We start from the raw sequence: 26219 nt of genomic DNA, 5'->3' as shown, positions 1-26219 counted from the left end.
GGCGGCTCAGGCCTTGCGTTTGGCCTGCAGCGCCGCGTGAACCGGCTTGGGCACGAAGGCGCTGACGTCGCCGCCCATAGCTGCGATCTGGCGGACCAATGTGGCCGTAATGGGCCGCGATGCCGTGCCCGCCGGCAAGAACAAGGTCTGAACATCAGGCGCCATCTGCCGGTTCATGCCGGCCATCTGCATCTCGTAATCGAGGTCCGTGCCGTCGCGCAGGCCGCGTACAAGCAGCTTTGCGCCGCTTTGCCGTGCAGCGTCGACCACGAGGTTGTCGAAGGCGACCACATCGATGTCGGAGGCACGATCGGGCAGAAACTCGAGCAGGGACTGGCGAATGAGGTCCGAGCGTTCGTCGAACGAAAAGAGTGGCGCCTTGCCCGGATGGATGCCGATCGCCACGATGACTTTGCGCGCTACGTTCAGCGCCTGAACAAGTACGTCGAGATGCCCGTTCGTCATCGGATCGAAAGAGCCGGGGTAGAATGCCGTCGTCATCGCACCTGTTTCCGTTTGGTGAAGCCTTTTGTCACGGACGGCGACGGATCGCAAGAGTTGTGCAGGAGGCCAAGCCTGTTCCCTGGGAAACAGCAGCGCCAAAGAAATGAATGCTAGATGAATGCTATGTTCAAGCGCGTTTCACATCGCAGACCGTAATGTGAAGCAAGAAAGAACGGAACCTTTTTGAAGATACTGCCGTTTAGGACCTGAAAGGATGACGGCTATGGGACTTGCTCTGTTTTCGATGACGATGTTTTTCGCAATGATATTTGCGACGATACATGCACTCCGCGACGAGTCCCGTGAGCAACGTGACCGTTCAAGCAACCGCAAGATCTTCGGCTAAAGGGTACATGTCATGGCGACAGTCTTCATGGCCGCCGCGGCGGTAATCAGTTTCGTCTTTCTCGTGGATTTTGCCCGCACGATACGTGACCTCCAGCGCGATCGACTGGGCTCCCATGAGACCGGCGGGTTCAACGTTTAGAGACCTCATTAGAGACCTCAAGAAACTTCTCAGGAGTTTCGAGAAACTTCCTCCAGGAGTTTCGAAATAAGCGACCGCCATTCTTCCCCTGAAGCGGTCGCCTTTGCAAGCCGGACGGCATCCCCTGCCCGTCCGGCTTTTTCTTTGGCTGAAACCCGGTGCTGGTCAGGCCGCGGTCACTTTGTGGGCGCGGATCATGCGGAAGAACCGCCAGTTCAGGAACAAGGCTGCAGCGGCAAGGCCGAGCACGAAGCCGAACCATACGCCGATGCCGCCGAAGTCGAGTGGGAACGCGAAGGCCCAGGCGCACAGGAAGCCGATCGGCCAATAGGAGATCATTGCCAGAATCATCGGCACCTTGGTGTCCTTCAGGCCGCGAAGCATGCCGGCGGCAATCGCCTGCAACCCGTCCACCAACTGGAACGCGCCGGCGATCACAATGAGCGGGGCGGCAAAGGCAAGAACCTGCGCCGCATCCGGCCGGTTGGTGTCGAGGTAAAGGGCGGCGAGCTGGCTCGGGAAAAGAGCGAAGATGGCGCTGCCGATAATCGCAAAGACGGACCCCAGCACCAGCGCCGAAATCGCCGCGCGCCGGACGCCGAGCATGTCGCCGCGGCCGTAGGAAAGGCCGACGCGCACCGTTGCCGCCTGGGCAAGGCCCAGTGGGATCATGAAAGCGAGCGACGCGAACTGCAGAGCAATGCCGTGTGCCGCAAGCTCGATGGTGCCGATCGTTCCCATCAGCAGCGAGGCGACGGTGAACAGGCTGACTTCGGCCAGAATGGTCAGCGAGATCGGGATGCCGAGATAAACGACTTCCCTGAATGCCGGCCAGTCCGAACGCCAGAAACGCACGAACAGCTCGTACTGGTTCAGTTCCGGTTTGCTCTTGATATAGGCGACGGTCAGCACGGTGCCGAGTACGGCCACGCCAAGGGCGGCGACGGCCGCGCCGAAGATGCCCAGTTGCGGGAAGCCGAAGTGGCCGTAGATCAGCACGTAGCAAAGCGCCGCATTGAGGACCAGTGTGGCAAGGGTGACGTAGAGAATGATCCCTGCCCGCTCCAGACCGCTCAGGAACGCACGCAGCACCATGAAGATGAGGCCGGGGAAGATCGCCCATTGCGCGATGTGCAGATACTCGGCTGCGAGTGCCGCGACCTCCGGCTGCTGGCCGGCGAGCAGCAGGATCGGCTCCGCCAGCCAGAGTACGGGCGCCGTCAGCACGCCGTAGCAGAGCACCACCCACATACCCATGCGCACGGAGCGGCGGACCGAGACCTTGTCGCCCCTGCCCTGGGCTTGCGCTGCCATCGGCACGACGGCGTTGGCGAAGCCGCTGCCGAAGATGTAAATGGTGAAGTACATCTGCGTCGCCAGGATGATCGCCGCCAACTGCGTGGCGCCAAGCTTGCCCACCATCAAGACGTCGGTCGTGTTGATCGCAAGTTGTGCCAGCTGCGCGCCGATGAAGGGTACGCCGAGATAGAGGCTTGCACGATAATGGGTGCGCCATGAGTTGTCGGTTTGCACCGGGGTCGGGCTCGCATTGGCGGTCAGCATGACGGATTCCTGGATGTCGACGCGGCCGAAATGCCCGCAGGTCAGAACGAAGGGAAGGATGACGGAAATAGAACAGGGCCGGCCAAAGAACCAGTGACAAAGCTCCGGTTGCTCAATTTTTCATCGAAAGATCAAGAATATTGATGAATTTCAGTGCATGGCGCCGCGGTCGGAGTAGCGCGGTTCGACCATGGGCTCTTCGGGCTCGATATCTTCGGCTGCGACCGCGAGCCGTTTCGGCACTTTGAACCAGAACACCAGGAGCGCCCCGACGACGAAACAACTGGCGAGCGCATAGGGCGCGCCCGAGAAGGAGACTGTGGCGGTGGGCGTCGTGAAGTAGCCGAAGATCTGAGTGAAGATCAGCGGACCAATGATCGTCGTAATGCTGCCGATGCTGGTGAGCGCCCCCTGCAGCTCGCCCTGCGCCGAGGGAGGCACGTGGCCGGCGGCGATGCTGCGCAGCGGCGGATCGGCGAGGCTTTCGAGCGCGGTGGCGATGATCACGGCATAGATCATCCAGCCCTGCCATGCAGCGGCATAGCCGGCGGCACCGAGTGCCGTGAAGGTCAGGCCCAATACGGCCGTCCTCCATTCGCCGATCCGTGGCACGACGCGCGGCAGCACGAACGCCATCACCAAAGCGCCGCCGATGCCGAAGATGCCGAGCGACAGGCCGATTTCCCCTTCGCTCCAGCCGTAGCGGTAGGACGATACGAACGACCAGACGGACGGATAGACCGAATGCGCCATCCAGAACAGGAAGAAGACGAGCCCGACCCAGCCGATGCCGGGATAGCTGCGCATCTGCTTGAGCGCGCCGAGCGGATTGGCGCGCTGCCATTCGAAGCGGCGACGGTGCGCCTTATCAAGCGTTTCCGGCAGCAGAAAAACACCGAGCACGAAGTTGATGAAGGAAAGTGCCGCTGCACCATAGAACGGCACGCGCGGCCCCAGTTCGCCGAGCAGTCCGCCGATAACCGGCCCCAACGCAAAGCCGGATCCGAAGGCGATGCCGATCAGGCCGAAATTCTTGGCGCGGTTTCCGTCATGGCTGATGTCGGCGATGTAGGCCGAGGCGGTGCCGAAGCTGGCACCGCTGATGCCGGCGAGCACGCGGCCGACGAACAACATCCAGTAGCTGGTCGCAAGGGCGCAGATCAGGTTGTCGATCGCGAAGGTGAGCACCGAGGCAAGCAGGATCGGCCGGCGCCCGAAACGGTCGCTGAGATTGCCGATGAAGGGCGCAAACAGGAATTGCATCGCGGCATAAACAAGCAGCAGCCAGCCGCCGTCGATGGCCGCGTCGCTGACATTGGCGCCGGTCAATTCCTCGAGATAGGTGGGCAGCACCGGCACGATGATGGCGATGCCGATGATGTCGAGGAACAGGATGAGAAAGACGAGGAACAGGCCGCGCCGCACGAACTTCTCGTCGAGCATGAAACTCTCCCTGCGCCCTCCGTCGCCAGCGCGGAGACAGAACGTGAACGACGATACCAATTTAGGTGTAACGCATGATTTCAGTCGAAACAATACGTGAACATCTCAAGGTTTTTTATGAGAACGATCGCGTTCATTGATCCATCGTTCTCTCGCGTGGCGGTCAGTCAGCGTACTCTCGAGCGTTGCTCGGCCTTGAGAAAGTCGACGAAGGCTCTCAGCGGCGCGGGCATGTGACGACGGCTGGCGTAGTAGAGAAACGGCCCCGGAAAGGTCGTCACCCATGGGTCGAGGATCGTCACCAGGGCGCCGGATTTCAGGTGCGGCGCGAGGAACTCCTCGAACGTCCTGATGACACCGAGACCGTGGACTGCGGCGGCAATTTCGAGATCAACGGCATTCGCGGTGACGACGGCCGGCGGGGCGATCGAGATTGAGCCCTCGCCTTCGCCGAACTCCCAAAGCAGGCTGACACCGCTCGCGAAGCGATGCCGGATGCAGTCATGCTCCAAAAGATCATGCGGATGCTGCGGCACCCCACGCCGCGCAAGATATTCCGGCGATGCCGCCGTCACGTAGCGTTGCAGCCGTGGTCCGATCGGGATGGCAATCATGTCGCGCTCGACCCGCTCCTCGTAGCGGATGCCGGCGTCGAAGCCGGCTGCCAGCACGTCGATGAAGCCATCCTCCGCCGTCACCTCAAGCGAGATGGCCGGGTTCGCCCTCAGGAAGCGCCCGACGATCAACGGAAGGATCTCGCGTGCGACGATCGAAGGCACGTTCAGCTTCAAGGTCCCTGCCGGGCTGTCGCGCAGTTCGTTCACCTGGTCGAGCGCACCGGCAATTTCCCCGAGCGCCGGCTGAAGACGCTCGAGCAGCCGCATGCCTGCTTCGGTCGGTGTTACACTGCGCGTCGTGCGGTTGAGCAGGCGCACATCGAGTTTGGCTTCGAGACGCCTCAGCGCTTCGCTGAGCGAGGAAGCTGAAACGCCCCGCTTCTTGGCGGCAGCGCGAAAGCTGCGCTCCCGCGCGACGGCGGTGAAAGCATCAAGGTCGGCCAAGGGAAGATCGGTCATTGTACAAAATCACGTACAGCTTGTTCTGAGGTCATCGGATTATCGCACGATCACGATGGGCGTAACAATGGGGAAGAAAAACGCGCTGGTCGCGCCCACCGAAGGAGAACGAGAATGGATCAGGTTTCACTTGGAAAGACCGGCCCGATGGTTTCGCCCATCGGCCTTGGCTGCATGGGCATGTCGGGCATGTACGGTCCGTCAGACCGATCGGAAAGCATTGCCACGATCCATGCGGCGCTCGCTGCCGGAATTACGCTCATAGACACCGGCGACTTCTACGGCATGGGCCACAACGAGATGCTGATCGGTGAGGCGCTCAAGGACCGAGACCGCGATCGGGTCGTTCTCAGCGTCAAATTCGGTGCGCTGCGAGACGCCGCGGGCAACTGGGCAGGGTATGATTGCCGGCCGAAGGCGGTGCGCAACTTCCTCGCCTATACCTTGCATCGGCTGGGCGTTGACTATGTCGACGTCTACCGCCCTGCCCGTCTCGATCCGGACGTGCCGATCGAGGAAACGGTAGGTGCGATCGCCGACCTGGTGAAGGCCGGTTATGTCAGGCATGTCGGGCTCTCGGAAGTAGGGTCCGAGACCATTCGGAAGGCCGCCGCAGTCCACCCTATCTCGGACCTGCAGATCGAGTATTCGCTGATCTCGCGCGGTGTCGAGGATGATATCCTGCCGACGTGCCGGGCGCTCGGCATCGGCATTACCGCCTATGGTGTGCTTTCGCGCGGCCTGATCAGCGGTCACTGGCGGAAGGATGCTGTCGGGAGCGATGACTTCCGAGCGGTTAGTCCGCGTTTTCAGGAGGGCAACGTCGATAGAAATCTGGCCCTTGTCGACGCCCTGAAGCGCGTGGCGGATGCCAAAGGCGCGTCTGTCGCGCAGATTGCGATCGCCTGGGTCGCGGCCCAGGGCAAGGACATCGTGCCGCTGGTCGGTGCGCGTCGGCGCGACCGGCTGGCCGAAGCGCTTGGCTCGCAGGCCGTGCATCTGACGCCGGAAGATCTGGCCGCTATCGAGCGGGTGGTGCCGAGGAATGCCGCCGCAGGTGCGCGCTACCCCGAGGCGCAACTCGCCCATATGGATAGCGAGCGCCACTAGTGCATAATTCCTTAAATCGGAATCGATTTATGGACAAAATTATGCAGCAACTCAAAGCGTTACAGCGACCTTTTCGCGTCTAAATAGACGCGCGGCGCTGTAGTGCGGGATAAGGAAAGGGGCCGGCAGTTCTCGCCGGCCCCTGATCTCTTGCCTCAGCAGTCTGGACTTCAGACTTGACCGGAGAAGGTGTCGCAGGCCGACATCTTGCCGCTGTCGAAGCCGCGCTTGAACCAGCGCATGCGCTGCTGCGATGTGCCATGGTTGAAGCTTTCCGGCACGACGTAGCCCTGCATGCGCTTCTGCAGTGTGTCGTCGCCGATCTGGGTGGCGGCGTTCAGCGCCTCTTCCAGATCGCCCTGCTCCAAGAGGCCCTTCTGCTGGGTATACTTGCCCCAGACGCCCGCGAAGCAATCAGCCTGCAGTTCGACACGAACCGACATCTGGTTGGCTTCGGTCTCGCTCATCGACTGACGCATCTGGTTGAACTTCGGCAGCACGCCGATCAGGTTCTGCACGTGGTGGCCGACTTCGTGCGCAACGACATAGGCCTGCGCGAAGTCACCCGAAGCGCCGAATTTTTGTTCAAGCTCATCGAAGAAGCCCATGTCGAGGTAGACCTTGCGGTCGCCAGGGCAGTAGAACGGGCCCGATGCCGCCGAGGCAAAGCCGCAGGCGGAGCGCACGGAGCCACTGAACAGCACCATCTTCGGCTCCTGGTATTGCTCGCCGCTCGCCTGGAAGATGCCGTTCCATGTGTCTTCGGTTTCGGCAAGCACCGTCCCCATGAAGGCTTTCATCTCTTCTTCCTGCGCCGATCCACGGGGCGCCGGCGAGCCATCGCTCTGCTCGAAGCCCGGTTGAGTGACGGGGCCACCGCCGCCGTTCAGGACCTGCAGCATGTCGATGCCCATGGCCTTCAGGATGAAATAGAGCACGACGAGGAAGATGATGGTGCCAAAGCTCATGCCGCCGCCGGCGCCACGCATGCCTCCACCACCGCCAGGCATGCGGAAGCCGCCGCCACGGCCGAACGGATTGCCGCCCAGACCACCGCCGGGACTCGCCCCGCGCTGGTCCTCGATGTTTCCGGATTGGCGGCGGCCCTTCCATTCCATGATCTGTCCTCCCGGCATGGGTCGATACGCAATATCGGTCAGACCTTTTATATGCCGGGCCGAATGCAGTTGTAAAACGCAATCAGGCCCACAAGGTTGCGATCATGCCAATCTTTTCGAGGACTTGCCGCGGTCGAAAAGCCGACCCTGGCGAATCGACAGAACGGCCGCCGAGACCAGAAGCGCAGCCAGCAGAGCAGCGGTTACGGCCGCCTGCCAGATCGAAAGCTCAGAGAACAGGCTCGCATGCATCAGTCGTCCCGGCAGCAGCGTGAAGAGGCCGGCAATGACGATGCCGCCGAGATAGATGCCCGCCACGTGGCCGCGATGTGCGGGGATGTCGTGTCGCCGGGCGGCTGCAATCGCCTGCCAGCTACCGAACAGCACATAGATCGACAGCAGGTGGATGGGGCTGAAGCTGCCGACCAGTTTGATTTCGTGAATGAAGAACGTGGCGGACGCGGTCACGACCATCAGCGCGAGCCAGATCTTGCCGAGAAGCCTATGCAGGCGTGTGCCTTTCGGTTGGGCGAGCAAAAAAGCACCCAGGATGGCTGCCGGAATGACCGTCGCGACGTGCAACTGGACTGCGTACGGTGCATGGAGAAGAGGTGCAAGTGTCATGGGCAATCTCTATGCTGTTGATTTTTCCCGACCTTGCGGCAGTCTCCGGGCTGCGCTCAAATGCTAAGACTGGAACGGACGGAAAACTTCGTGAAACGCCCATTTCTGCAATCCACGCTTCGTGAACTGCATCTCGTCGTCAAGGCGCCGCGCTTGTGGGCAACCTTCGCAGCGGTCGTGCTGATCTTTTGGGTCACAGGCCCCTATGGCACCGCCGAGCGTCTGGCCGCGGTACCCCGTCTTGGGTTCTGGCTCGTGCTGCACGCCGCCACCTGGGCGATTGCAATCGTCTCGGCGGTGCTCGCCAATGTCCTGCTGCGCGAAAGGGTCGCCTCCGGTTTCGTTCGCATGATGATCGGTGCGGCCGTTGCCAGCATACCAATCGGCCTCGTGACCACCGCGATCGGCTCTGCGACCTTTTCAGTGATTCCGACAGCTGCAGACATCATGGCCGACATTGCCACGGGCCTGTTCCTGTCGCTGCTGTTCTGCGCGCTGACCTGGATGACGATGAACACTGAAACGGCTTTGGAGCTGAACGACGCCGGCACCGCTGCAATGGTCCCCGGCGAAGGCGAGAGTCGGACGTCCGGCGACCCGGTTCCCCAGAAGGACACGGGCCGAGTACCGCTGTTGTTGCGCCTGAAACCTGCCAATCGCGGCTTGCCGCTGCACCTGACCGTCAGTGATCACTACACGGAAGTCACGACCACTGTCGGACGCGAACTCATCCTGTTGCGCTTCGCCGACGCGCTCGGCGAACTCGGCCCGGTGCCGGGCCTGCAGGTGCATCGTTCCCATTGGGTATCGGACGCGCATTTCGAGCGGCTTGTCCGCGACAACGGTCGCATCGTCATCGTGCTCAGGGATGGAACTGAAGTGCCGGTCAGCCGCACCTATGCCGCCGCCGTGCGACAGCGCTGGGGCTGACCGTCTTCGTCGCTCGCGTCCTTGACCGTGTCCCGCTTTGACGGTCCTATTCGCCCGGGAAATTGGACAGGGAGGCATGGTCGTGAAGGCACTCGTTGCCTCTGGCGCGATCGAGATCGACAAGCTGATCTCACGGCGCGTTTCGCCCGATGAAGCGGCCGCCGTCATTGCCCATCCGCCTCCTGCCGGCGAGGTCAAGGTTCTGGTGGCGCCGGGCCGTGTTTGACGCCCTGCATGCGGCTTTCGTTCTGCGGGCTGAACCCGTGGCAAAGCGGATGCCGAAATATGTCGGCTTTCCTGTCGATTCCGGAATTTTCGGGGTTTCGCTTGCAGATACATTTGCCTATAAGCCGCTTCTAGCCTGAAAAGACCATCAATGCGTGCCCGGCCGGTGACCTCCCACTTTGGCCGGTTTTTCGCGCAGCTAGAAACGGATGACCGACCATGCCGAAGCGCCAAGATATCAAATCGATCCTCATCATCGGCGCGGGGCCGATCGTCATCGGTCAGGCATGCGAATTCGACTATTCCGGCACCCAGGCCTGTAAGGCGCTGAAGGAGGAAGGCTACCGCGTCATCCTCGTCAACTCCAACCCGGCAACGATCATGACCGACCCGGGTCTGGCGGACGCAACATACGTCGAGCCGATCACACCGGAAGTCGTTGCCAAGATCATCGCCAAGGAACGCCCCGACGCGCTGCTGCCGACCATGGGCGGCCAGACCGCGCTCAACACCGCGTTGTCGCTGCGCCGCATGGGCGTTCTCGACCGCTATAATGTCGAGATGATCGGCGCCAAGCCGGATGCGATCGACAAGGCCGAAGACCGCGCGCTCTTCCGTGAGGCCATGGCGAAGATCGGCCTCGAGACGCCGAAGTCGCGCCTGGCGAACGCCACGGATATCAAGGATCACGACCGCAAGGTTCATGAGGCCGAGCGCGCCGAACTGAAGAGCCGCCTTTCCGGCCCGGAACTCGACAAGGCGCTCGACGAACTGGAAAACCAGTGGAACCTCGGCGAAGGCGACCGCAAGCAGCGCTACATGAACCATGCGATGGCAATCGCCGCGCAGGCGCTCGATGATGTCGGCCTGCCGGCGATCATCCGTCCGTCCTTCACGCTCGGCGGCACCGGCGGCGGCATCGCCTACAATCGCACCGAATTCTTCGACATCGTCGGCAGCGGCCTCGACGCATCGCCGACCACCGAGGTGCTGATCGAAGAATCGGTTCTCGGCTGGAAGGAATACGAGATGGAGGTCGTCCGCGACACGGCGGACAACTGCATCATCATCTGCTCGATCGAAAACATCGACCCGATGGGCGTGCACACCGGCGATTCGATCACCGTCGCTCCGGCGCTGACGCTGACGGACAAGGAATACCAGATCATGCGCAACGCCTCGATCGCGGTGCTGCGCGAGATCGGGGTCGAGACCGGCGGTTCGAACGTGCAGTTTGCCGTCAATCCGAAGGACGGCCGTCTCGTCGTCATCGAGATGAACCCGCGCGTTTCGCGTTCCTCGGCGCTCGCCTCCAAGGCAACCGGCTTCCCGATCGCCAAGATCGCGGCCAAGCTGGCGATCGGCTACACGCTCGACGAACTTGAAAACGACATCACCGGCGGTGCGACGCCAGCATCCTTCGAGCCGTCGATCGACTACGTCGTCACCAAGATCCCGCGCTTTGCCTTCGAGAAATTCCCGGGCGCCTCGCCGGTCCTGACCACTGCGATGAAGTCGGTCGGCGAAGTCATGGCGATCGGCCGCACCTTTGCCGAATCGCTGCAGAAGGCGCTGCGTGGCCTTGAGACCGGCCTCACCGGTCTCGATGAGATCGAAATCCCTGACATGGACGAGAACGGCGATGGCCGCAACGCCATCCGCGCCGCGATCGGCACGCCGACGCCCGACCGTCTGCGCATGGTTGCCCAGGCGCTGCGCCTCGGCATGAGCGAGGCCGAAGTTCACGAGGCGAGCAAGATCGACCCGTGGTTCATCGCCCAGTTCAAGGCGATCGTCGACATGGAAGCGCGCGTCCGCGAGCACGGCCTGCCTCAGGATGCCGAGAACCTGCGCATGCTGAAGGCGATGGGCTTCTCCGACGCCCGGCTGGCAACGCTCGGCGGCAAGCGCCCGAAGGAAGTGGCGGAACTGCGCAATGCGCTGAACGTCCGCCCCGTCTACAAGCGCATCGACACCTGCGCGGCCGAGTTCGCCTCGCCGACCGCCTACATGTACTCGACCTACGAGACGCCGTTCGTGGGCGCTGCCCGTTCCGAAGCCGAGGTCTCCGACCGCAAGAAGGTCGTCATCCTCGGCGGCGGCCCGAACCGCATCGGCCAGGGCATCGAGTTCGACTATTGCTGCTGCCACGCCGCCTTCGCTCTGAAGGACGCCGGCTATGAAGCGATCATGATCAACTGCAACCCGGAGACCGTTTCGACTGACTATGACACGTCGGACCGGCTCTACTTCGAACCGCTGACGGCCGAAGACGTGATCGAGATCATGCGCGCCGAACAGGAAAAGGGCGAGCTGGTCGGCGTCATCGTGCAGTTCGGTGGCCAGACGCCGCTGAAGCTGGCCGAAGCTCTGGAAAAGAACGGCATCCCGATCCTCGGCACCGCGCCCGACATGATCGACCTTGCCGAGGATCGCGACCGCTTCCAGAAACTGCTGATAAAGCTCGACCTCAACCAGCCGAACAACGGCATTGCCTACTCGGTCGAGCAGGCACGCCTCGTTGCCGCCGAAATCGGCTTCCCGCTGGTGGTGCGTCCGTCCTACGTTCTCGGCGGTCGGGCCATGCAGATCATCCATTCGGAAAGCATGCTGCAGACTTACCTGCTCGATACGGTTCCGGGCCTCGTTCCGGAAGACATCAAGCAGCGCTATCCGAACGACAAGACCGGCCAGATCAACACGCTGCTCGGCAAGAACCCACTGCTGTTCGACAGCTACCTGACCAACGCCACGGAAGTGGACGTCGACTGCCTCTGCGACGGCAAGGACGTGTTCGTCTCTGGTATCATGGAGCACATCGAGGAAGCCGGCATTCACTCCGGGGACAGCGCCTGCTCGCTGCCGGTTCACACGCTCGACACCGCGATGGTCGACGAACTGGAGCGCCAGACGACGGCGCTTGCCAAGGCGCTCAATGTCGGCGGCCTGATGAACGTCCAGTTCGCGATCAAGGACGGCACGATCTACGTTCTCGAAGTCAACCCGCGCGCCTCTCGCACAGTGCCCTTCGTTGCCAAGACCATCGGCGCGCCGATCGCCAAGATCGCCGCCCGCGTCATGGCCGGCGAAGCGCTGGATGTAGCGATTGCCGCCTATGGCGAGAAGCCCGACCCGCGCAACCTGAAGCACATCGCCGTCAAGGAGGCCGTGTTCCCGTTCGCCCGCTTCCCCGGTGTCGATACGCTGCTCGGTCCGGAAATGCGCTCGACCGGCGAAGTCATCGGCCTCGACACCGACTATGCGCTTGCCTTCGCCAAGTCGCAGCTGGGCGCCGGCGTCGATCTGCCGCGCGACGGAACGGTGTTCGTATCTGTCCGCGACGAGGATAAGACCCGCGTCCTGCCGGCCATCCGCATTCTCGTCGACATCGGCTTCAAGGTGATGGCGACCGGCGGCACCGCCCGCTTCCTAGGCGAAAATGGCATTGCCGCCACCAAGGTCAACAAGGTCCAGGAAGGCCGGCCGCATGTCGAGGACGCGATCCGCAATCGCCATGTCCAGCTCGTCATCAACACGACCGACGGCAACAAGGCGATTTCGGACTCGAAATCGCTGCGTCGCGCGACGCTGATGCAGAAGGTGCCCTACTACACCACGATGGCAGGTGCTGAGGCTGCCGCCCACGCGATCAAGGCGCTCAAGGCCGGCAACCTCGAAGTCCGCCCGCTTCAGAGCTACTTCAAGGCCTGATCGAAAAAGACTGCGCGCATCCCCGGATGCGCGCAATTCGCCTGCTGAAGAACTCCGCCTCGATGCAATGCATCATCAACGGTTCCACTCTCTCCGTCATGCTCGGGCCGGACCCGAGCATCCAGCGCCCTCGATCCACGGGGTAAGACTAGATCCTCGGGTCAAGCCCGAGGATGACGGCAGACGGGTCGCGCGCCGAGCCTGCGCAAGCTCCCCTTCATGGTTGTGAACGCCAGCTGAACGCCGGGTTCAGCCTGCATTCGGCCGTCGGATGTTCATATGCCCACATGCGCTCCCAAGACCGGAAAGACCCGGCCATGCGCATGGGACGGGGTAACATCGTGCAGGTCTATTTCTTCGATTTGTATTGGGGCGACGAGCGCTTTGTCGATGAGGATGGCATCAGCCACTTCGACGTAGGTTCCGCCTTGTATTACGGCCAGCGAATTGCCGACAGGATCGGCCGCGATGCCGACTACGGATCTCTGAAGGTCCATGTCCGGTCCGCCAACGGCGAGCTTCTGGCGATGATCGCACCGTCCGATGGCCGTGGTCGCGAACAGGACGCTTTGATCGGCCGCCGCAGGCTGGGTGTTTTCCACCGGCCCGTCGACGTCCACCCCGCCCTGTCCGCGATCAGCTGATCAATCGATCGGCACTGGTTGACGCGCTCTGATTCGGGCCTCGGTCGATCGCTTGCCGTGCGCAAGCCGGACGGTTCTGATGCCGAAGACCAACGATGCGATCGAGATCATGCAAGCGATGGCGAATACTGCCAGCAATGCGTCGCGCATGACCACCACGCGCGCATCTTCATCGAAGCCGCGCATGTTGGCCGTTAGCCCGAAGACAGCTGCCCCGATCGCATAGCCGGCCGATTGCAGCGTCGGCAGCAGCGTCGATGTCTTGTCCCGCTCGGCGGTTGGCGACACGTCCATCAGCAATTGGCTGAGCGTGCCCCAGCAGACACCGAATCCGGCCCCGATGGCAATCTGGCCCACAAAAACCAGCCGAAACTCCCCTGTTGCGATCGCCAGAGTCAAGCCGACGAGACCGAGGCATAGAAGCAGTGGCCCCACCCAGATCAACCGCACACGCAGATCGTGTGAGCGAAGGCTTGCGACCAGGATGGCCGTCAGGCTCCACGACATCGCCATCAAGGCGCTGGAGAAGCCAGCGGCCGTCGGACCGAAATTCCACAGATGCTGCAGGCCATAGACCAGGTAGACGGAGCCGGAGGCCTGCGCCAGTGGCATCAATAGGATGATCCAGAGGCCAGTGCCGAGCGGCCGCCGGACTGCGAACGCGCCGAGTGGCAGGATCGAGTGTTTGGATCGGCGGTCGATGTGGATGGTGTTGACGAGAATAGCGATCGCCGTCACCAGCAAGGCTGCCATGGCGAAGCCGTTCTGCACCATGTTCGAAACCGAGATCAGCAATATGCCGAGGCCGAATGCGGACAGGCGAAGGAGCGGAATGGGTTGCACGGCTTGAGACGACCTCGTCTGTCGGGGAACGATGGCGACAACAAGCGCGACGAAGATCGCGGCAGCGGGAATATTGACGAAGAATGCCGCGCGCCATGACCAGTATTCGGTCAGAAATCCTGATATGAGTGGGCCAGCGAAGGCCGCGCTCGCCCAGACGATAGCCTCGGCACCGAAAACTTTCGGCACGAGCCGTGGCGGGAAAAGCTCGGGGATCAGCGCGTAGCAGACGGCGGCGATGACGCCCTCGCCCAGACCTTGAAACAATCTTCCGACCAGGACCTGCGGCATGCTCGTCGCCAGTGTTGCGATCGCGGTACCGGCAACGAAAACAAGTGCCGCCGCAATCAACGTGTTGCGGGCGCCGAAGCGAGCCTTCACGTTCGCCGCCAGCGCTCCACCGACGATGGCAAAGACGAGATAGAGCGTGAAAGCCCAGGAGAGCAGCGCCGCGCCGCCAAAGTCCGCGACAGCCGTCGGCAGTGCCGTCGAGATGAAGAACTCGTTGAAGGCGAAGAGCGCGACACCGAGACAAAGCGTCGCCGTGGCCGCCAGATGGTTGGGCTGCAGCAACTCGCCCCAACGCCCCTCCGCTTCTGAATGCGGGCCGGATTTTCCAGCGACGTGGCCGTTTTTTGTCATGCTCATCCTGTCATTTCCGCCTGCTGGTCGTTTCGGAAACAGAACTGTTACGACCTCAACCGCGGTTGAGGTCGAGCCCATTTTGTGAGGATGTCGATTTTCGAAGAGCGCCTATAGGTTGCGTCCTGTGTGAAAGGGCGCGGTGGATCATGGCGAAAAATCTGGCATTGGCGGTTTTCTTTCTGCTATAAGAACGGTTCGGATATTTCGGACGGTTCCGGTGTTTACGCGCCGGAGACCGTTTTCTTTTGCGTTGGCGCCGCCCCCAAGCGGCGCCTCGTGCTTGATGAAGGACATTGAAATGGTCGACAAAGTGCCGATGACACAGGGTGGATTCGTCAACCTGCAGGAGGAGCTGCGCTGGCGCCAGCAGGAAGAGCGACCACGAATCATCGAGGCCATCGCTGAAGCACGCGCGCATGGCGACTTGTCGGAAAATGCCGAGTACCATGCGGCCAAGGAAGCCCAGAGCCACAACGAGGGTCGCGTCGGCGAACTCGAAGATCTGATCGCACGCGCTGAAGTCATCGATCTGTCGAAGATGTCCGGTTCAAAGATCAAGTTCGGCGCCAAGGTGAAGCTCGTCGACGAGGACACCGACGAAGAAAAGACCTATCAGATCGTCGGCGACCAGGAAGCCGACGTGAAGGCCGGTCGCATTTCCATCTCGTCGCCGATCGCCCGCGCGCTGATCGGCAAGGAAGTCGGCGATTCCATCGAAGTGAACGCTCCAGGCGGTTCGAAGGCTTACGAAATCCTCGCGGTAAACTGGGGCTGATAGCCCCTTTTGGGGCGGCGGTTCCGCTTTGCCCCAATCCCCCTGCCTTCCAAGACATTGATTGTCGCATGCGCAAGGAGAGCGCTTCCGTGGCTGATATCCGGGACGTCGAGGTCATCGCTCCCAATTTCAAGCGACGCCTCTCGGGCGTTACCTCGACGATCATCCAATTGATCCCGATCCAGCGCGCGCTGGGTCAGAAGATCGCGGTGCTTGGCCCCGGCCTTCCCGACAGCCTGCCTTCGATTCGGTTTCTCGATCTCCTGCATCTCTGGAAAGCACCGGCTGGCCGACGCTGCCGCGTCTGGCACGCACGCCGCAATGTCGAGATGTTGCCGGCGATCATCCTGCGCGATCTCTTGCGCATGAAGTTGAAGGTCGCCTTCACGTCGGCATCGCAGCGCCGCCATACGGGCTGGAGCAAGTTTCTGATCGGGCGGATGGACGCGGTGATCGCGACAAGCGGCAAAACCGCCGCCTATCTCGCGGTGCCGAACGACGTCATCCTGCACGGGATAGACACCAGACGATTCGAGCCTCCGGCCGATCGGCATCAGGCGAAAGCCGCACTCGGCGTCGATCCGGCCCAGAAATTCGTCGGCTGCTTCGGACGGGTCCGCCGTCAGAAGGGTACCGATCTCTTCGTCGACAGCATGATCGCTCTCCTGCCCTGCCGTCCAGGCTGGAGCGCGATCGTCGCTGGCCGGGCCACAGGGCCGCATGTGGCGTTTGAAAACGAGCTCAAGGAGCGCGTCACGAAAGCCGGACTTGCCGAGCGCATTCTGTTTGTCGGTGAACACACCAACATTCCCGACTGGTACCGGGCGCTTGATCTTTTCGTCGCACCGCAGCGCTGGGAAGGATTCGGCCTGACGCCGCTCGAAGCCATGGCAACGGGTGTTCCGGTGGTGGCGACGGATGTCGGTGCATTTTCAGAGCTCGTTGTGAGCGGAGCGGACGAAACCGGCACGGTCGTTCCGGCCGACAACCTTCAAGCCATGGTGGAGGCGACGGCGGCTTTCATGGACGATGATCAGCGACGCAAAACCGCTGGCGCGAATGGACTTGCGCGCACCGCCAACTCGTTCGCGATCGAAGGCGAAGCTGCCGCCATCAACACGGTCTATGAACGACTGATGCGCTGACTGGCGGAATGGCCAACCGTCTATTTCTTTGAGGCAAACAGCTTCAGATAGGCATCCGTGATTGCCTGTTTGGAAAACTGGTTCATCAGCGTTTCATGGCCGCTTTCCGCCAGGCGCAATCCAAGTTGCGGGTCGTTGGCGATACGCTCTATGGCGCGACCAAAGCCCTCGGCATCGCCGATATCGACCATCAGGCCGTTTTCACCGTTTCGCATGAACCATTGCGGACCTTCGGAACGGCTGGAAACGACCGGTGTCCCTTGCGCCCAGGATTCGAGGACGACGTTGCCAAGCGGTTCGTGACTTGAAGCCATGACGAAGATATCGGCCGCGGCCAGGAACGGGCGGACGTCCTTCTGCCATCCGGCGAAACGGACACGGTTTGTAACCCCCAGATCGGCGGCAAGCTTTTCGAGGTTCTCGCGCTGTTCGCCATCGCCGATCAGCCAGAGGTGGACATCCGGCACCTTGGCAATCGCTTCGATCAGCGTATGGAACCCCTTGCGCGGAACGAAGCGGCCCATCGACATGACCACCGGAACGTCGGCTGGCGTGTCAAGCGTGGCGCGGTCGACGGCGGTGACACGTTCGGTGTTGGTGAAGTTTGAGATCACCTCGACATCGCGCTTCCAGCCGATGTTGCGCACATGTTCGGCGATGCCAGGTGTGTTGCAGACGAGGCAGTCGGTATTGCGGAAATAGTCGAGGCGCAGCGGATAGTCGCCGAGCCGCGAGATCTTGATGCAACCCTTGTAGTTCGGCATCAGCCGGCTGGCACGCGGCATCCACGCAAACAGTGCGTCAGGCTTCTCACGCCGCGCCATGCTGCTGACCTTCAATGGCAGCAGAATGCGATCGAGCGAGAGGTTGCGGAAGTTGCTCTCGACAATTCGTGTTGCGCCTTCGATGTCCTTGCGCCAGATGCGTCCGGGCCGAATGATCGCCGTCTGCTCGACGCCCCGCTCAGCCAAAGAGTTGACGAGGTGGACGAAGAAGCGCTCCGCGCCACCGTCCTTGCCGAAGTGGTAGTGCATAACTTTCATGGGAACCTCACGGCTGCCGTCGCTGCCGATCCATGTCGTCATGGTTCGGATGGCGCTTTAGCGCGTGCCTCTGATAGATCTTGGCGGCAGTCAAAAACGCGTAAACGGCACCGGTCATGGCTTCGATGAAGCCCGGAAAGCCGCAGCGCCAAAGACCGTTGCGGAAATAGAGACGATAGAAATAAAGTGGAGGGCTCGCCAGCATCTTGTACGGCCGCGGCGGCTTTCCTGCGGCGAACTGTTGGTCCGCCTTCAACGTCGAATATTTGTTCTCTTTCAGAATCTGTTCGTCGATGATGAGCGGACGATAGTGAAGCAGGCTGCCTTTGCTGGCCGCGCCGACGTGACCGTCGGGCACGATGCCTTCATGCACCTTCTGATTGAGATCGTAGCGTCCCCTGCCCTTGCGGATCAGGCGCAGATTGCGCCTCTCGTGCACGCGCTCCGGCGTATAACCGTAGCCGATGAGATAGGGGCGGCGCGCCACGCGCCAACCGACGGTCTCGGCCGGTCCGTCAAGCAGGGATGGCAGAAGCGCCTTGAGCGGTTCATCGAGACGCTCATCGGAGTCGATGTTGAAGCACCAGGGCTGTGTGCATTGATCGAGCGCGAATTGCTTCTGCCCCGCATAGCCCCGCCATGGCTCATGCATGAAGCGGATCGGCCATCCTTTGTCGATGAAGGATTGCACGAGTGCCGCAGTGCCATCCGTAGATCCTGAGTCGACGATGACGATCTCAGCGCACTGCTCGAGGCTCTCGATGCAGTTGCCGAGGTAGGCCTCTTCATTCTGGCAGATGATGAAGGCGGAAAGCGGAAGTTTGCTCATGGAAGACGCCACTCAACTCCGGTCGTGTCTGCGTTCTCCAAGGTAGCCTCGCTGCCGTTGTGGATGCTCAAGTCTTCTGGATCCTAGATCTGGACCAGCCCGATATCCTTGACCTGGCGAATGGTCAACATCGTGCGCACCGTATCGACCCGCTCGTTGGCGGTCAAAACTTCGATGACGAAATCCTGAAACGCGGTCAGGTTTTCGGCAACGCAGTGCAGCAGGAAGTCGCTCTCGCCCGAGACGGTCCATGCCTGGCGCACGATCTGCCATTCGGCCGTTGCCGCTGCGAACGCCTTGAGATCCGCCTCCGACTGCCGCTTGAGGCCCACCATGCAGAACGCAACCAGGTCGAAGCCGAGCGCGGGCGCGTTCAGCAGCGCGTGGTAGCCCTTGATGACGCCGGTTTCCTCGAGTTTGCGAACGCGTCGCAGACACGGTGGCGCCGAGATGCCGACACGCTGGGCGAGGTCCACATTGGTCATCCTGCCGTCACGCTGGAGCTCGCGAAGGATCTTGAGATCGATTGCGTCGAGCTCGACTTGTTTCGTCATGAAGGTTCGTCCTTTTCACACGGCGACTTTGGCGCACAAGGCTAAGTCGAAACAGGAGTATTCTTGTTGGTTGGCCGGCGGTTGTCGTTGCCGAGCCGATTATATCAGGATGGCCATAAGGTCGACCGACTGCGCCCCGTGCGTTCAACCTGCATGTGGCGACAGGTGCTGCGCCTGCATTCCTGTTCGGCGAGTGCGAGTTCTGCGCTTTCGCCGTGCGATCGTGTAGACGTCAGGGCGTATGTTTGCGATCCGGGGGCCATATCGAGGGCGAGACAATTCTCCGGTGGTGAATTGCCAAACGCGACGAGTTCGCGGTCGAGCCAAACGCGGCTTGCATTCAACCCCATATGCCTCTCCAGCAAAGTGAATCCGCGTGAAATATCGCCAAACTGATCCGACAACAAGCATCTGCGCCCACTATTCGCGGGAAAACCGGCGTTACGGTGCGGCCGGGCCGGCTAAAGTCGATTCATTCGGGGCGATACATCGAAAAATCTGTGGCAACCCGCACTTTACCCTCCGCCCTGGTCCTTTCGTACGGCACGCAGGGGGCTCATGTCATGTCGCCGGCGGGACTATATCTCATGCCTCTGTTGCTGGCCCCGCTTCCCATGCCGTGTGATCACGGGCTTGTGACATGAATGGGCGAGACGCAAGCGGTGCAAAAATGCCCGATCTGGTGTCAAATCGGCGCCTTGGGCTCAAGCACTTGTGTGTATCACCGCTACCGCCCTTGAAAGTCCCCAGGGGGAATACCTAAAGTATGGCACTATTTGCCTGTGATGTAACGGATGCGGACATGCCCTGCGGCAGTTCGGTGAGCGAAGGACAAGACCATGACTGCCCGCCATGTAAAAGTGCTGATCATCGGCTCCGGCCCGGCCGGCTACACTGCCGCCATCTACACGGCGCGCGCAATGTTGGAGCCCGTTCTGATCGCAGGTATGGAACAGGGCGGCCAGTTGATGATCACCACCGACGTGGAAAACTATCCGGGCTACGCCGATCCGGTCCAGGGTCCCTGGATGATGGAACAGATGCTGAAGCAGGCAACGCATGTCGGTGCCGAGATCGTCAACGATCTGGTGACGGATGTCGACCTTTCCGTTCGTCCCTTCCGGGTCAAGACCGACAGCGGCAACGACTGGACGGCCGACGCCTTGGTCATCGCCACCGGCGCCAAGGCCAAGTGGCTCGGCATCGAAACCGAGCCGACTTTCATGGGCTTCGGCGTTTCGGCCTGCGCCACTTGCGACGGGTTCTTCTATCGCAACAAGGATGTCATCGTCGTCGGCGGCGGCAATTCGGCCGTTGAAGAGGCTCTCTACCTCTCCAACCTGGCAAAGACCGTGACCGTCGTCCACCGCCGCGATTCGTTTCGCGCCGAAAAGATCCTTCAGGAGCGCCTGTTCGCCAAGCCCAACGTCAAGATCATCTGGGATCACGAGGTCGTCGAATATCTGGGCGCTGCGCCGAAGCCGCCGATGCCGGCATCGGTCAATGGCGTGAAGCTGCGCAATACCAAGACGGGCGAAACCAGCGACATGGTGACTGATGGCGTCTTCGTCGCGATCGGTCACGCGCCGGCCGTCGAATTGTTCAAGGGCAAGCTTCGGCAGAAGTCCAACGGCTATCTCTGGACAGCCGCCGATTCGACGGCGACCGATGTGCCCGGCGTTTTTGCCGCAGGTGACGTCACCGACGACATCTACCGCCAGGCCGTGACCGCTGCAGGCATGGGGTGCATGGCGGCGCTTGAGGCCGAGAAATACCTGGCGGGTCATATGCCCGTCGCAATTGCAGCCGAATAGAAGCTGCGAATCGGGAGGTTCCCCGCAAGGAGCCTTCCCGTTGGGAACAGATGCATCAGCCGCACCCGGAGGACGTGATCCCGTCCCCCGGGGTGGTTTCATATGGGGGACTTCATGTCGCTGGATTGGGACAAACTGCGCATTTTTCACGCGGCGGCCGAAGCTGGGTCGTTCACGCATGCGGCAGACAAGCTCCATCTCTCCCAGTCGGCGATCAGCCGTCAGGTGAGCTCGCTCGAGCAGGATGTCGGCATCAAGCTGTTTCATCGCCACGCGCGCGGCCTGATCCTGACCGAGCAGGGCGAGATCCTCTACCGGACCGCGCACGAAGTGCTGATGAAGCTCGAAAGCGTTAAGGTGCAACTGAGCGAGACGACGGACAAGCCGAGCGGCAAGCTGCGCATCACGACGACCGTTGGGCTTGGCCAGGGCTGGCTGACCGACAAGATCCAGGAGTTCATGTCTCTGCACCCGGACGTCCAGGTACAGCTGATCCTCGACAACGAGGAGCTCGACGTGAACATGCGGCATGCCGACTGCGCCATTCGCCTGCGCCAGCCGCAGCAATCCGACCTGATACAGCGCAAGCTCTTCACCGTGCATATGCACGTCTACGCGGCGCCCTCCTACATCAACAAGCACGGCGAACCGCAGTCGCTCGACGATCTCGACAATCACCGCATCATCACCTTCGGCGAACCGGCGCCGAACTACCTGCTTGATGTCAATTGGCTCGAAATCGCCGGCCGCGATTCCGACAATCCGCGGACCTCGCACTTACAGATCAACAGCCAGACCTCGATCAAGCGCGCCTGCCTGCTTGGCATCGGCATCGCGATGCTGCCCGACTATATCGTCGGCCGCGACCCGGGTCTCATACAACTTCCGATTAGTGCCGACATCCCGTCGTTCGACACCTATTTCTGCTATCCGGACGAGATGAAGAATGCCGCCAAGCTCAAAGTCTTCCGCGACTACATCGTCGCCAAGGCGAGGAACTGGAGCTTCTGACGTCGAAGGCGCAATTGCTTGATTTGTAGGCATTTGCCGGATGGCTGCGTAGTTCGTTGTTTTTTAATTGTAATTTCTATGGTGCGGCGCATTTTGTGCGCCGCATTTTGTTTGTGCGATGCAAAAATGGGCAGTGATGCGCGGATGGCATGGCTGACATGCATATTAAATGATTGCTGCTCGCCCAAAAAAGCAGCATACCACCCTCAGCTGATGCATCTTTGGTGGCTTCTCCTCCCAGTGCCACCGCAGCAGCTGTTCCCCTCTGGAGGTTTAATTACCTTCACAACTATAAGGGCCCAAGTCATCTTGTGGCCCTCTTTTTTTGTCTACTGTTTGGACACGGGCGGACCGTGACGAAATTCACAGCCGGCTATTGAAAACCGGTACTTCGCTTCCCATATCAAAATGCAGCTGATGCATTCTTGGTGGCTTTCTCCTCCCCGCCACCGCAGCAGCTGTTCCCCTCTGGAGGTTTTAATTACCTTCACAACTACAAGGGCCCAAGTTTTCTTGTGGCCCTCTTTTTTTGCCCATTTTCTCCTCACGTTCTTGTGATTTGTATATCGGTCATTGGCGATACATCTATCGATAAAACACGATATGGCGATAGATGATGGATCGAGACGAAATCTTAAAGGCCCTGGCGCACCCGGCAAGAGTGAACATCCTTGCTTGGCTGAAGGAGCCCGAGGCGCACTTTCCGACGCAGGAGCATCCGTTCGAAATGGGTGTTTGCGCGGGCCAGTTCGAGCGCTGCGGCCTGTCGCAGTCCACTGTGTCTTCCCATCTCGCCATTCTCCAGCGCGCTGGCCTAGTGTCGACCCGGCGCCTCGGCCAATGGGTTTTCTACAGGCGCAACGAGGAGACGATTGCCGCGTTCCTGAAGGACATCGGCAGTCTCTGACACCCACCCCCAAGACCAAACTGAAACCGAAAGGACCTGCAATGGCTACCCTCTTCGACCCCATCACCGTCGGCGACATTGCTCTGAAGAACCGTATCGTCATGGCACCACTGACGCGCAATCGCTCGCCGAAGGCCGTGCCGAACACCCTCAACGCCACCTACTACGAACAGCGCGCATCGGCCGGCCTGTTGATCACGGAGGCGACCGCGATCACCCAGCAGGGCCAAGGCTATGCCGATGTGCCCGGCCTCTATTTACCCGAAGCCCTCGATGGTTGGCGCAAGGTTACCGATGCCGTCCACTCCAAGGGTGGCCGGATCGTCGTGCAGATGTGGCACGTCGGCCGGATCTCGCATGATTCGCTGCAGCCGGGCGGTGGCAAGCCGGTGGCGCCCTCGGCGATAAGGGCAAAGTCGAAGACCTATCTCATCAATGCTGACGGCACGGGCTCGTTTGCCGAAACCTCGGAGCCGCGTGCGCTCGACATTGGCGAACTCGAGGGGATCGTCGAGGACTATCGCAAGGCCGCCCGTGCGGCGATCGATGCGGGATTCGATGGTGTCGAGATCCACGCCGCCAATGGCTACCTCATTGATCAGTTCCTGCGCGCCGGTTCGAACGAGCGTACCGACGCCTATGGCGGTTCGATCGAGAATCGCGCCCGGTTCCTGTTCCAGGTTGTCGATGCCATCACGTCGGAGATCGGCGCCGGTCGTGTTGGTATCCGCCTTTCGCCGGTAACACCTGCCAACGACGCTTTCGATCCGGAGCCGCAGCCACTCTTCAGCTATGTCGTCAAGAACCTCACTCGCTATCCGCTGGCCTACATCCACATCATCGAGGGTGCGACCGGCGGCCCGCGTGATCACCAGCAGGGCGAGCGTCCGTTCGATTATCACGCGCTGCGCGCCGTCTATGTCGCAGCGGGCGGCAAGGCGGCCTGGATGACGAACAACGGCTATGATCGCGATCTCGCAGCAAAGACCGTCGAAAGCGGCGAGGCTGATCTGGTTGCCTTCGGCAAGCCGTTCATCTCCAATCCGGATCTTGTCGAGCGGTTGAAGGAAAACGCTCCGCTGAATGCGCCGGATCAGGCGACGTTCTATGGCGGCGGCGCAAAGGGTTATACCGACTACCCCTCCCTTGAACAGGTCGCCTGATACCACCACATGGCCTATGCCCCGTCACCCGGCGGGGCATTTGTCCATTGGGAAAATGGCCCCTTATGTTTTCTTCATATTTCGGAAAATGGTCATTGCGGCCGGACGGGGAAATCATCGTCACCCCCTCCAGTCATCTTCATCCCGTCCGTTATCGCAACCAGTCGGCGATGCTGAAACTGGCGCAGGATCCCGAAGAAAAATTCGGCCGCCTGCCGATGCTCTACTGGAACGGGCAAGGTGCTGCAAAAGTCTATGAATCGGATGGCGAGGCGGTCCTGATGGAGCGCACGGATAGCCGGCGCAACCTTTTTCATCTCGCGATGACGGGCAGCGATGAGGAGGCCACGCGCATCATCTGCCGCACCGTCGCCAAGCTTCATACGCCGCGTTCGACACCCGTTCCGCAGGATCTCGTGCCGCTCGACAAATGGTTCGGTTCGCTGGAGGCGGCCGCTCCTGCTCAAGGTGGCCTTTTTGTGCGAGCGCTCGAGGCGGCGAAAGGCCTGTTTGCCGACCCGGAACCGCCTGTTGTGCTGCATGGTGACGTGCATCACGCCAACATCCTCGATTTCGGCGATCGCGGCTGGTTGGCAATCGACCCGAAGCGTGTTCATGGCGATCGCGGTTACGACTATGCCAACCTGTTCTGCAATCCGGAATTGCCCTTGGTCATCGCACCAGGCCGGCTGCGGCGGCACCTGCCCATCGTCGCCGAGCAGACGGGGCTTGGCCCGCGCCGAATCCTGCAATGGGTGCTGGCCTATGCCGGGCTTTCCGCCGCCTGGTTTTTGGAGGACGGCGATGACCTCGGCGTAGAGAGCGACCTGACGATGGCTGCGATCGCGATCGCCGAACTCGAGCGTTGAGTTCAGCCGGTTCTCAACAGGATGACCGCGTAAATGCAGGTCTCGCTGCCGACGTTTCGGAAGACACAATCCTGCGGCGCGCCGAGTTCCAGGCAATCCCCTTCGCCAAGGGTGTGGGTCTCCGAGCCCTCCACGAAGGTCAGGATGCCCTGTTTCACCCATATCCAGCGACGGTGAAGCGCATAGGCGGATGCCGGGATCGGCACGTTGGCGCCTCCCGGAAGCTCGATCTCAACGAGTTCGAGCGGCAGATCGGACATCGGCGAGACGTGGCGTCGAAGATATCCGGTTTGCGGATCACGCCACTCCGATTGATCCTGGCGCCGAGACAGTCTGCCCTGGCTCATTTCAGCGCGCGCAATCAGCGTTGACATCGTCAGGCCAAAAGCGCCCGAAAGTCGCGCAAGCAGCGTTGCCGTTGGGCTGCTGTCTGCGCGCTCGATCTTGTGGATCATCGTGCGGGAGACGCCGGAGCGCTCGGCGAGCTCAGTCAACGACCAACCGCGGATTTCCCGTTCAAGACGGATGCGATCGCTGATGCGTTGATCGAGGCTGTACACTTTAGTATCCATGTCGTAGTCATATAGTGTACGAACATGCGGGGCAACATGCTGATCAGGCAAGCAAGGGAAGATGACCTGCCGGTCATCTGCGACATCTACAACGACGCGGTGGCCAATACGACCGCCATCTGGAACGACACGACAGTCGATGTCGCCAATCGATCTGCCTGGCTCAAGGCGCGAAGCGATGCCGGATACCCGGTCCTCGTCGCCATTTCTGATGGCGGCGATATTACCGGCTACGCCTCCTTCGGTGACTGGCGGGCGTTTGACGGCTACCGGCACACGGTCGAGCATTCCGTTTATGTCCACCGCAACTGTCGCGGCGGCGGCATCGGCCGCAAGCTGATGGTCGCCTTGATTGCCGAGGCCGAAAGGCTCGACAAGCATGTGATGGTGGCGGGAATCGAGTCGGAGAACGCCGCCTCGATCCGGCTTCACCAACACCTGGGTTTCATCGAAACCGGTCGAATGCGCGAAGTTGGCACGAAGTTCGGCCGTTGGCTCGACCTGACCTTCATGCAACTGGTGCTCTCCACCGGCTCGCCCGCCTGACGGGTTTTTCCGAGACGCGCGAGATGTTATGTATGAAGCCGGTCTGTTTCGATGAGGATTGCGGGCGG

At 61.2% G+C, this 26219-nt stretch carries 24 protein-coding genes and 1 pseudogene; 14 read left to right on the top strand and 11 right to left on the bottom strand.

Features of this window, described 5'->3' with window-relative positions; genetic code table 11:
- Positions 1 to 6: 6 nt before the first annotated feature.
- Complete coding sequence (gene coaD / locus BC363_RS26600) at positions 7 to 501, bottom strand: pantetheine-phosphate adenylyltransferase (RefSeq protein ID WP_065780316.1); 495 nt, start codon at positions 499 to 501, stop codon at positions 7 to 9.
- 361 nt (positions 502 to 862) lie between these two features.
- On the opposite strand from coaD, the gene BC363_RS36260 reads away from it, so the two are divergent.
- Complete coding sequence (locus BC363_RS36260) at positions 863 to 991, top strand: hypothetical protein (protein WP_280137922.1); 129 nt, start codon at positions 863 to 865, stop codon at positions 989 to 991.
- 165 nt (positions 992 to 1156) lie between these two features.
- Here the strand turns inward: BC363_RS36260 and BC363_RS26595 are convergent, their stop codons facing one another.
- The 3 genes from BC363_RS26595 to BC363_RS26585 form a co-directional block, all read right to left on the bottom strand.
- A complete protein-coding gene (locus BC363_RS26595) occupies positions 1157 to 2554 on the bottom strand; it encodes an MATE family efflux transporter (protein ID WP_065780314.1) in 1398 nt (465 codons plus the stop codon).
- A 150-nt stretch (positions 2555 to 2704) separates the two neighbouring features.
- Positions 2705 to 3997, bottom strand: a complete 1293-nt coding sequence (locus tag BC363_RS26590; protein ID WP_065780312.1) for a TCR/Tet family MFS transporter — start codon at positions 3995 to 3997, stop codon at positions 2705 to 2707.
- A 167-nt stretch (positions 3998 to 4164) separates the two neighbouring features.
- Positions 4165 to 5073 carry a LysR family transcriptional regulator gene (locus tag BC363_RS26585; RefSeq protein ID WP_065780310.1) on the bottom strand — a complete coding sequence of 303 codons (909 nt, stop codon included), beginning with the start codon at positions 5071 to 5073 and terminating at the stop codon, positions 4165 to 4167.
- Between the two features lie 114 nt (positions 5074 to 5187).
- On the opposite strand from BC363_RS26585, the gene BC363_RS26580 reads away from it, so the two are divergent.
- Positions 5188 to 6183, top strand: a complete 996-nt coding sequence (locus BC363_RS26580; protein ID WP_065780308.1) for an aldo/keto reductase — start codon at positions 5188 to 5190, stop codon at positions 6181 to 6183.
- A gap of 170 nt (positions 6184 to 6353) precedes the next feature.
- On the opposite strand, the gene BC363_RS26575 is transcribed toward BC363_RS26580, so the two are convergent.
- Positions 6354 to 7301 (bottom strand): neutral zinc metallopeptidase, encoded by a 948-nt coding sequence (locus BC363_RS26575; RefSeq protein ID WP_065780306.1) that lies wholly within the window; start codon positions 7299 to 7301, stop codon positions 6354 to 6356.
- 102 nt (positions 7302 to 7403) lie between these two features.
- The gene (locus tag BC363_RS26570; RefSeq protein WP_065780304.1) at positions 7404 to 7925 is read right to left on the bottom strand and encodes a DUF2306 domain-containing protein; all 522 of its coding nucleotides are present in this window, start codon (positions 7923 to 7925) and stop codon (positions 7404 to 7406) included.
- A 90-nt stretch (positions 7926 to 8015) separates the two neighbouring features.
- On the opposite strand from BC363_RS26570, the gene BC363_RS26565 reads away from it, so the two are divergent.
- From BC363_RS26565 to BC363_RS26555, 4 genes and pseudogenes are all read left to right on the top strand, one after another.
- Positions 8016 to 8855 (top strand): LytTR family DNA-binding domain-containing protein, encoded by an 840-nt coding sequence (locus BC363_RS26565; protein ID WP_141690437.1) that lies wholly within the window; start codon positions 8016 to 8018, stop codon positions 8853 to 8855.
- A gap of 91 nt (positions 8856 to 8946) precedes the next feature.
- Positions 8947 to 9081: pseudogene (locus BC363_RS34775) on the top strand (iditol 2-dehydrogenase); the annotation flags it as partial.
- A 218-nt stretch (positions 9082 to 9299) separates the two neighbouring features.
- Positions 9300 to 12791 (top strand): carbamoyl-phosphate synthase large subunit, encoded by a 3492-nt coding sequence (carB, locus tag BC363_RS26560; protein ID WP_065780301.1) that lies wholly within the window; start codon positions 9300 to 9302, stop codon positions 12789 to 12791.
- Positions 12792 to 13108: 317 nt separating this feature from the next.
- Entirely contained in the window at positions 13109 to 13435 is a 327-nt protein-coding gene (locus BC363_RS26555; RefSeq protein ID WP_161952494.1) for a hypothetical protein, read from the top strand.
- Here BC363_RS26555 and BC363_RS26550 read toward each other — a convergent pair whose 3' ends face one another.
- Positions 13436 to 14926, bottom strand: a complete 1491-nt coding sequence (locus BC363_RS26550; RefSeq protein ID WP_065780297.1) for an MFS transporter — start codon at positions 14924 to 14926, stop codon at positions 13436 to 13438. It lies immediately after the preceding gene.
- A gap of 295 nt (positions 14927 to 15221) precedes the next feature.
- Between BC363_RS26550 and greA the strand changes: the two genes are divergently transcribed.
- Both greA and BC363_RS26540 read left to right on the top strand, forming a co-directional pair.
- Positions 15222 to 15698 (top strand): transcription elongation factor GreA, encoded by a 477-nt coding sequence (gene greA, locus BC363_RS26545; protein WP_053247673.1) that lies wholly within the window; start codon positions 15222 to 15224, stop codon positions 15696 to 15698.
- An 89-nt stretch (positions 15699 to 15787) separates the two neighbouring features.
- The gene (locus tag BC363_RS26540) at positions 15788 to 16843 is read left to right on the top strand and encodes a glycosyltransferase family 4 protein (RefSeq protein WP_065780377.1); all 1056 of its coding nucleotides are present in this window, start codon (positions 15788 to 15790) and stop codon (positions 16841 to 16843) included.
- A gap of 20 nt (positions 16844 to 16863) precedes the next feature.
- On the opposite strand, the gene BC363_RS26535 is transcribed toward BC363_RS26540, so the two are convergent.
- The 3 genes from BC363_RS26535 to BC363_RS26525 all read right to left on the bottom strand — a co-directional run bounded on the left by BC363_RS26535 (position 16864) and on the right by BC363_RS26525 (position 19269).
- Positions 16864 to 17886 (bottom strand): glycosyltransferase, encoded by a 1023-nt coding sequence (locus BC363_RS26535; protein WP_065780295.1) that lies wholly within the window; start codon positions 17884 to 17886, stop codon positions 16864 to 16866.
- 7 nt (positions 17887 to 17893) lie between these two features.
- Complete coding sequence (locus BC363_RS26530; protein WP_065780293.1) at positions 17894 to 18715, bottom strand: glycosyltransferase family 2 protein; 822 nt, start codon at positions 18713 to 18715, stop codon at positions 17894 to 17896.
- 83 nt (positions 18716 to 18798) lie between these two features.
- Complete coding sequence (locus BC363_RS26525; RefSeq protein ID WP_053247447.1) at positions 18799 to 19269, bottom strand: Lrp/AsnC family transcriptional regulator; 471 nt, start codon at positions 19267 to 19269, stop codon at positions 18799 to 18801.
- Positions 19270 to 20108: 839 nt separating this feature from the next.
- Between BC363_RS26525 and trxB the strand changes: the two genes are divergently transcribed.
- From trxB to BC363_RS26500, 5 genes are all read left to right on the top strand, one after another.
- A complete protein-coding gene (gene trxB / locus BC363_RS26520) occupies positions 20109 to 21083 on the top strand; it encodes a thioredoxin-disulfide reductase (protein WP_065780291.1) in 975 nt (324 codons plus the stop codon).
- A 114-nt stretch (positions 21084 to 21197) separates the two neighbouring features.
- A complete protein-coding gene (locus tag BC363_RS26515; RefSeq protein ID WP_038577011.1) occupies positions 21198 to 22094 on the top strand; it encodes a LysR family transcriptional regulator VtlR in 897 nt (298 codons plus the stop codon).
- Between the two features lie 616 nt (positions 22095 to 22710).
- Positions 22711 to 23001 carry a metalloregulator ArsR/SmtB family transcription factor gene (locus BC363_RS26510; RefSeq protein ID WP_053247450.1) on the top strand — a complete coding sequence of 97 codons (291 nt, stop codon included), beginning with the start codon at positions 22711 to 22713 and terminating at the stop codon, positions 22999 to 23001.
- Positions 23002 to 23042: 41 nt separating this feature from the next.
- Positions 23043 to 24164, top strand: a complete 1122-nt coding sequence (locus tag BC363_RS26505) for an alkene reductase (protein WP_065780289.1) — start codon at positions 23043 to 23045, stop codon at positions 24162 to 24164.
- A 65-nt stretch (positions 24165 to 24229) separates the two neighbouring features.
- Positions 24230 to 25033 carry an aminoglycoside phosphotransferase family protein gene (locus BC363_RS26500; protein ID WP_065780288.1) on the top strand — a complete coding sequence of 268 codons (804 nt, stop codon included), beginning with the start codon at positions 24230 to 24232 and terminating at the stop codon, positions 25031 to 25033.
- A 2-nt stretch (positions 25034 to 25035) separates the two neighbouring features.
- On the opposite strand, the gene BC363_RS26495 is transcribed toward BC363_RS26500, so the two are convergent.
- Positions 25036 to 25605, bottom strand: coding sequence for an XRE family transcriptional regulator (locus BC363_RS26495; protein ID WP_065780287.1), 570 nt, complete (start codon positions 25603 to 25605; stop codon positions 25036 to 25038).
- Positions 25606 to 25641: 36 nt separating this feature from the next.
- Between BC363_RS26495 and BC363_RS26490 the strand changes: the two genes are divergently transcribed.
- Positions 25642 to 26151: a GNAT family N-acetyltransferase gene (locus tag BC363_RS26490; RefSeq protein ID WP_065780286.1), complete on the top strand. Its 510-nt coding sequence runs from the start codon at positions 25642 to 25644 to the stop codon at positions 26149 to 26151.
- The last annotated feature ends 68 nt before the right edge of the window (positions 26152 to 26219 follow it).

Origin of the sequence: Ensifer sp. LC384 (assembly GCF_001695865.1) — a bacterium.
Classification (GTDB): Bacteria; Pseudomonadota; Alphaproteobacteria; order Rhizobiales; family Rhizobiaceae; genus Ensifer.
Note: the sequence above shows the minus strand (reverse complement) of the source record. Positions and strands in the feature narration are given on the sequence as shown.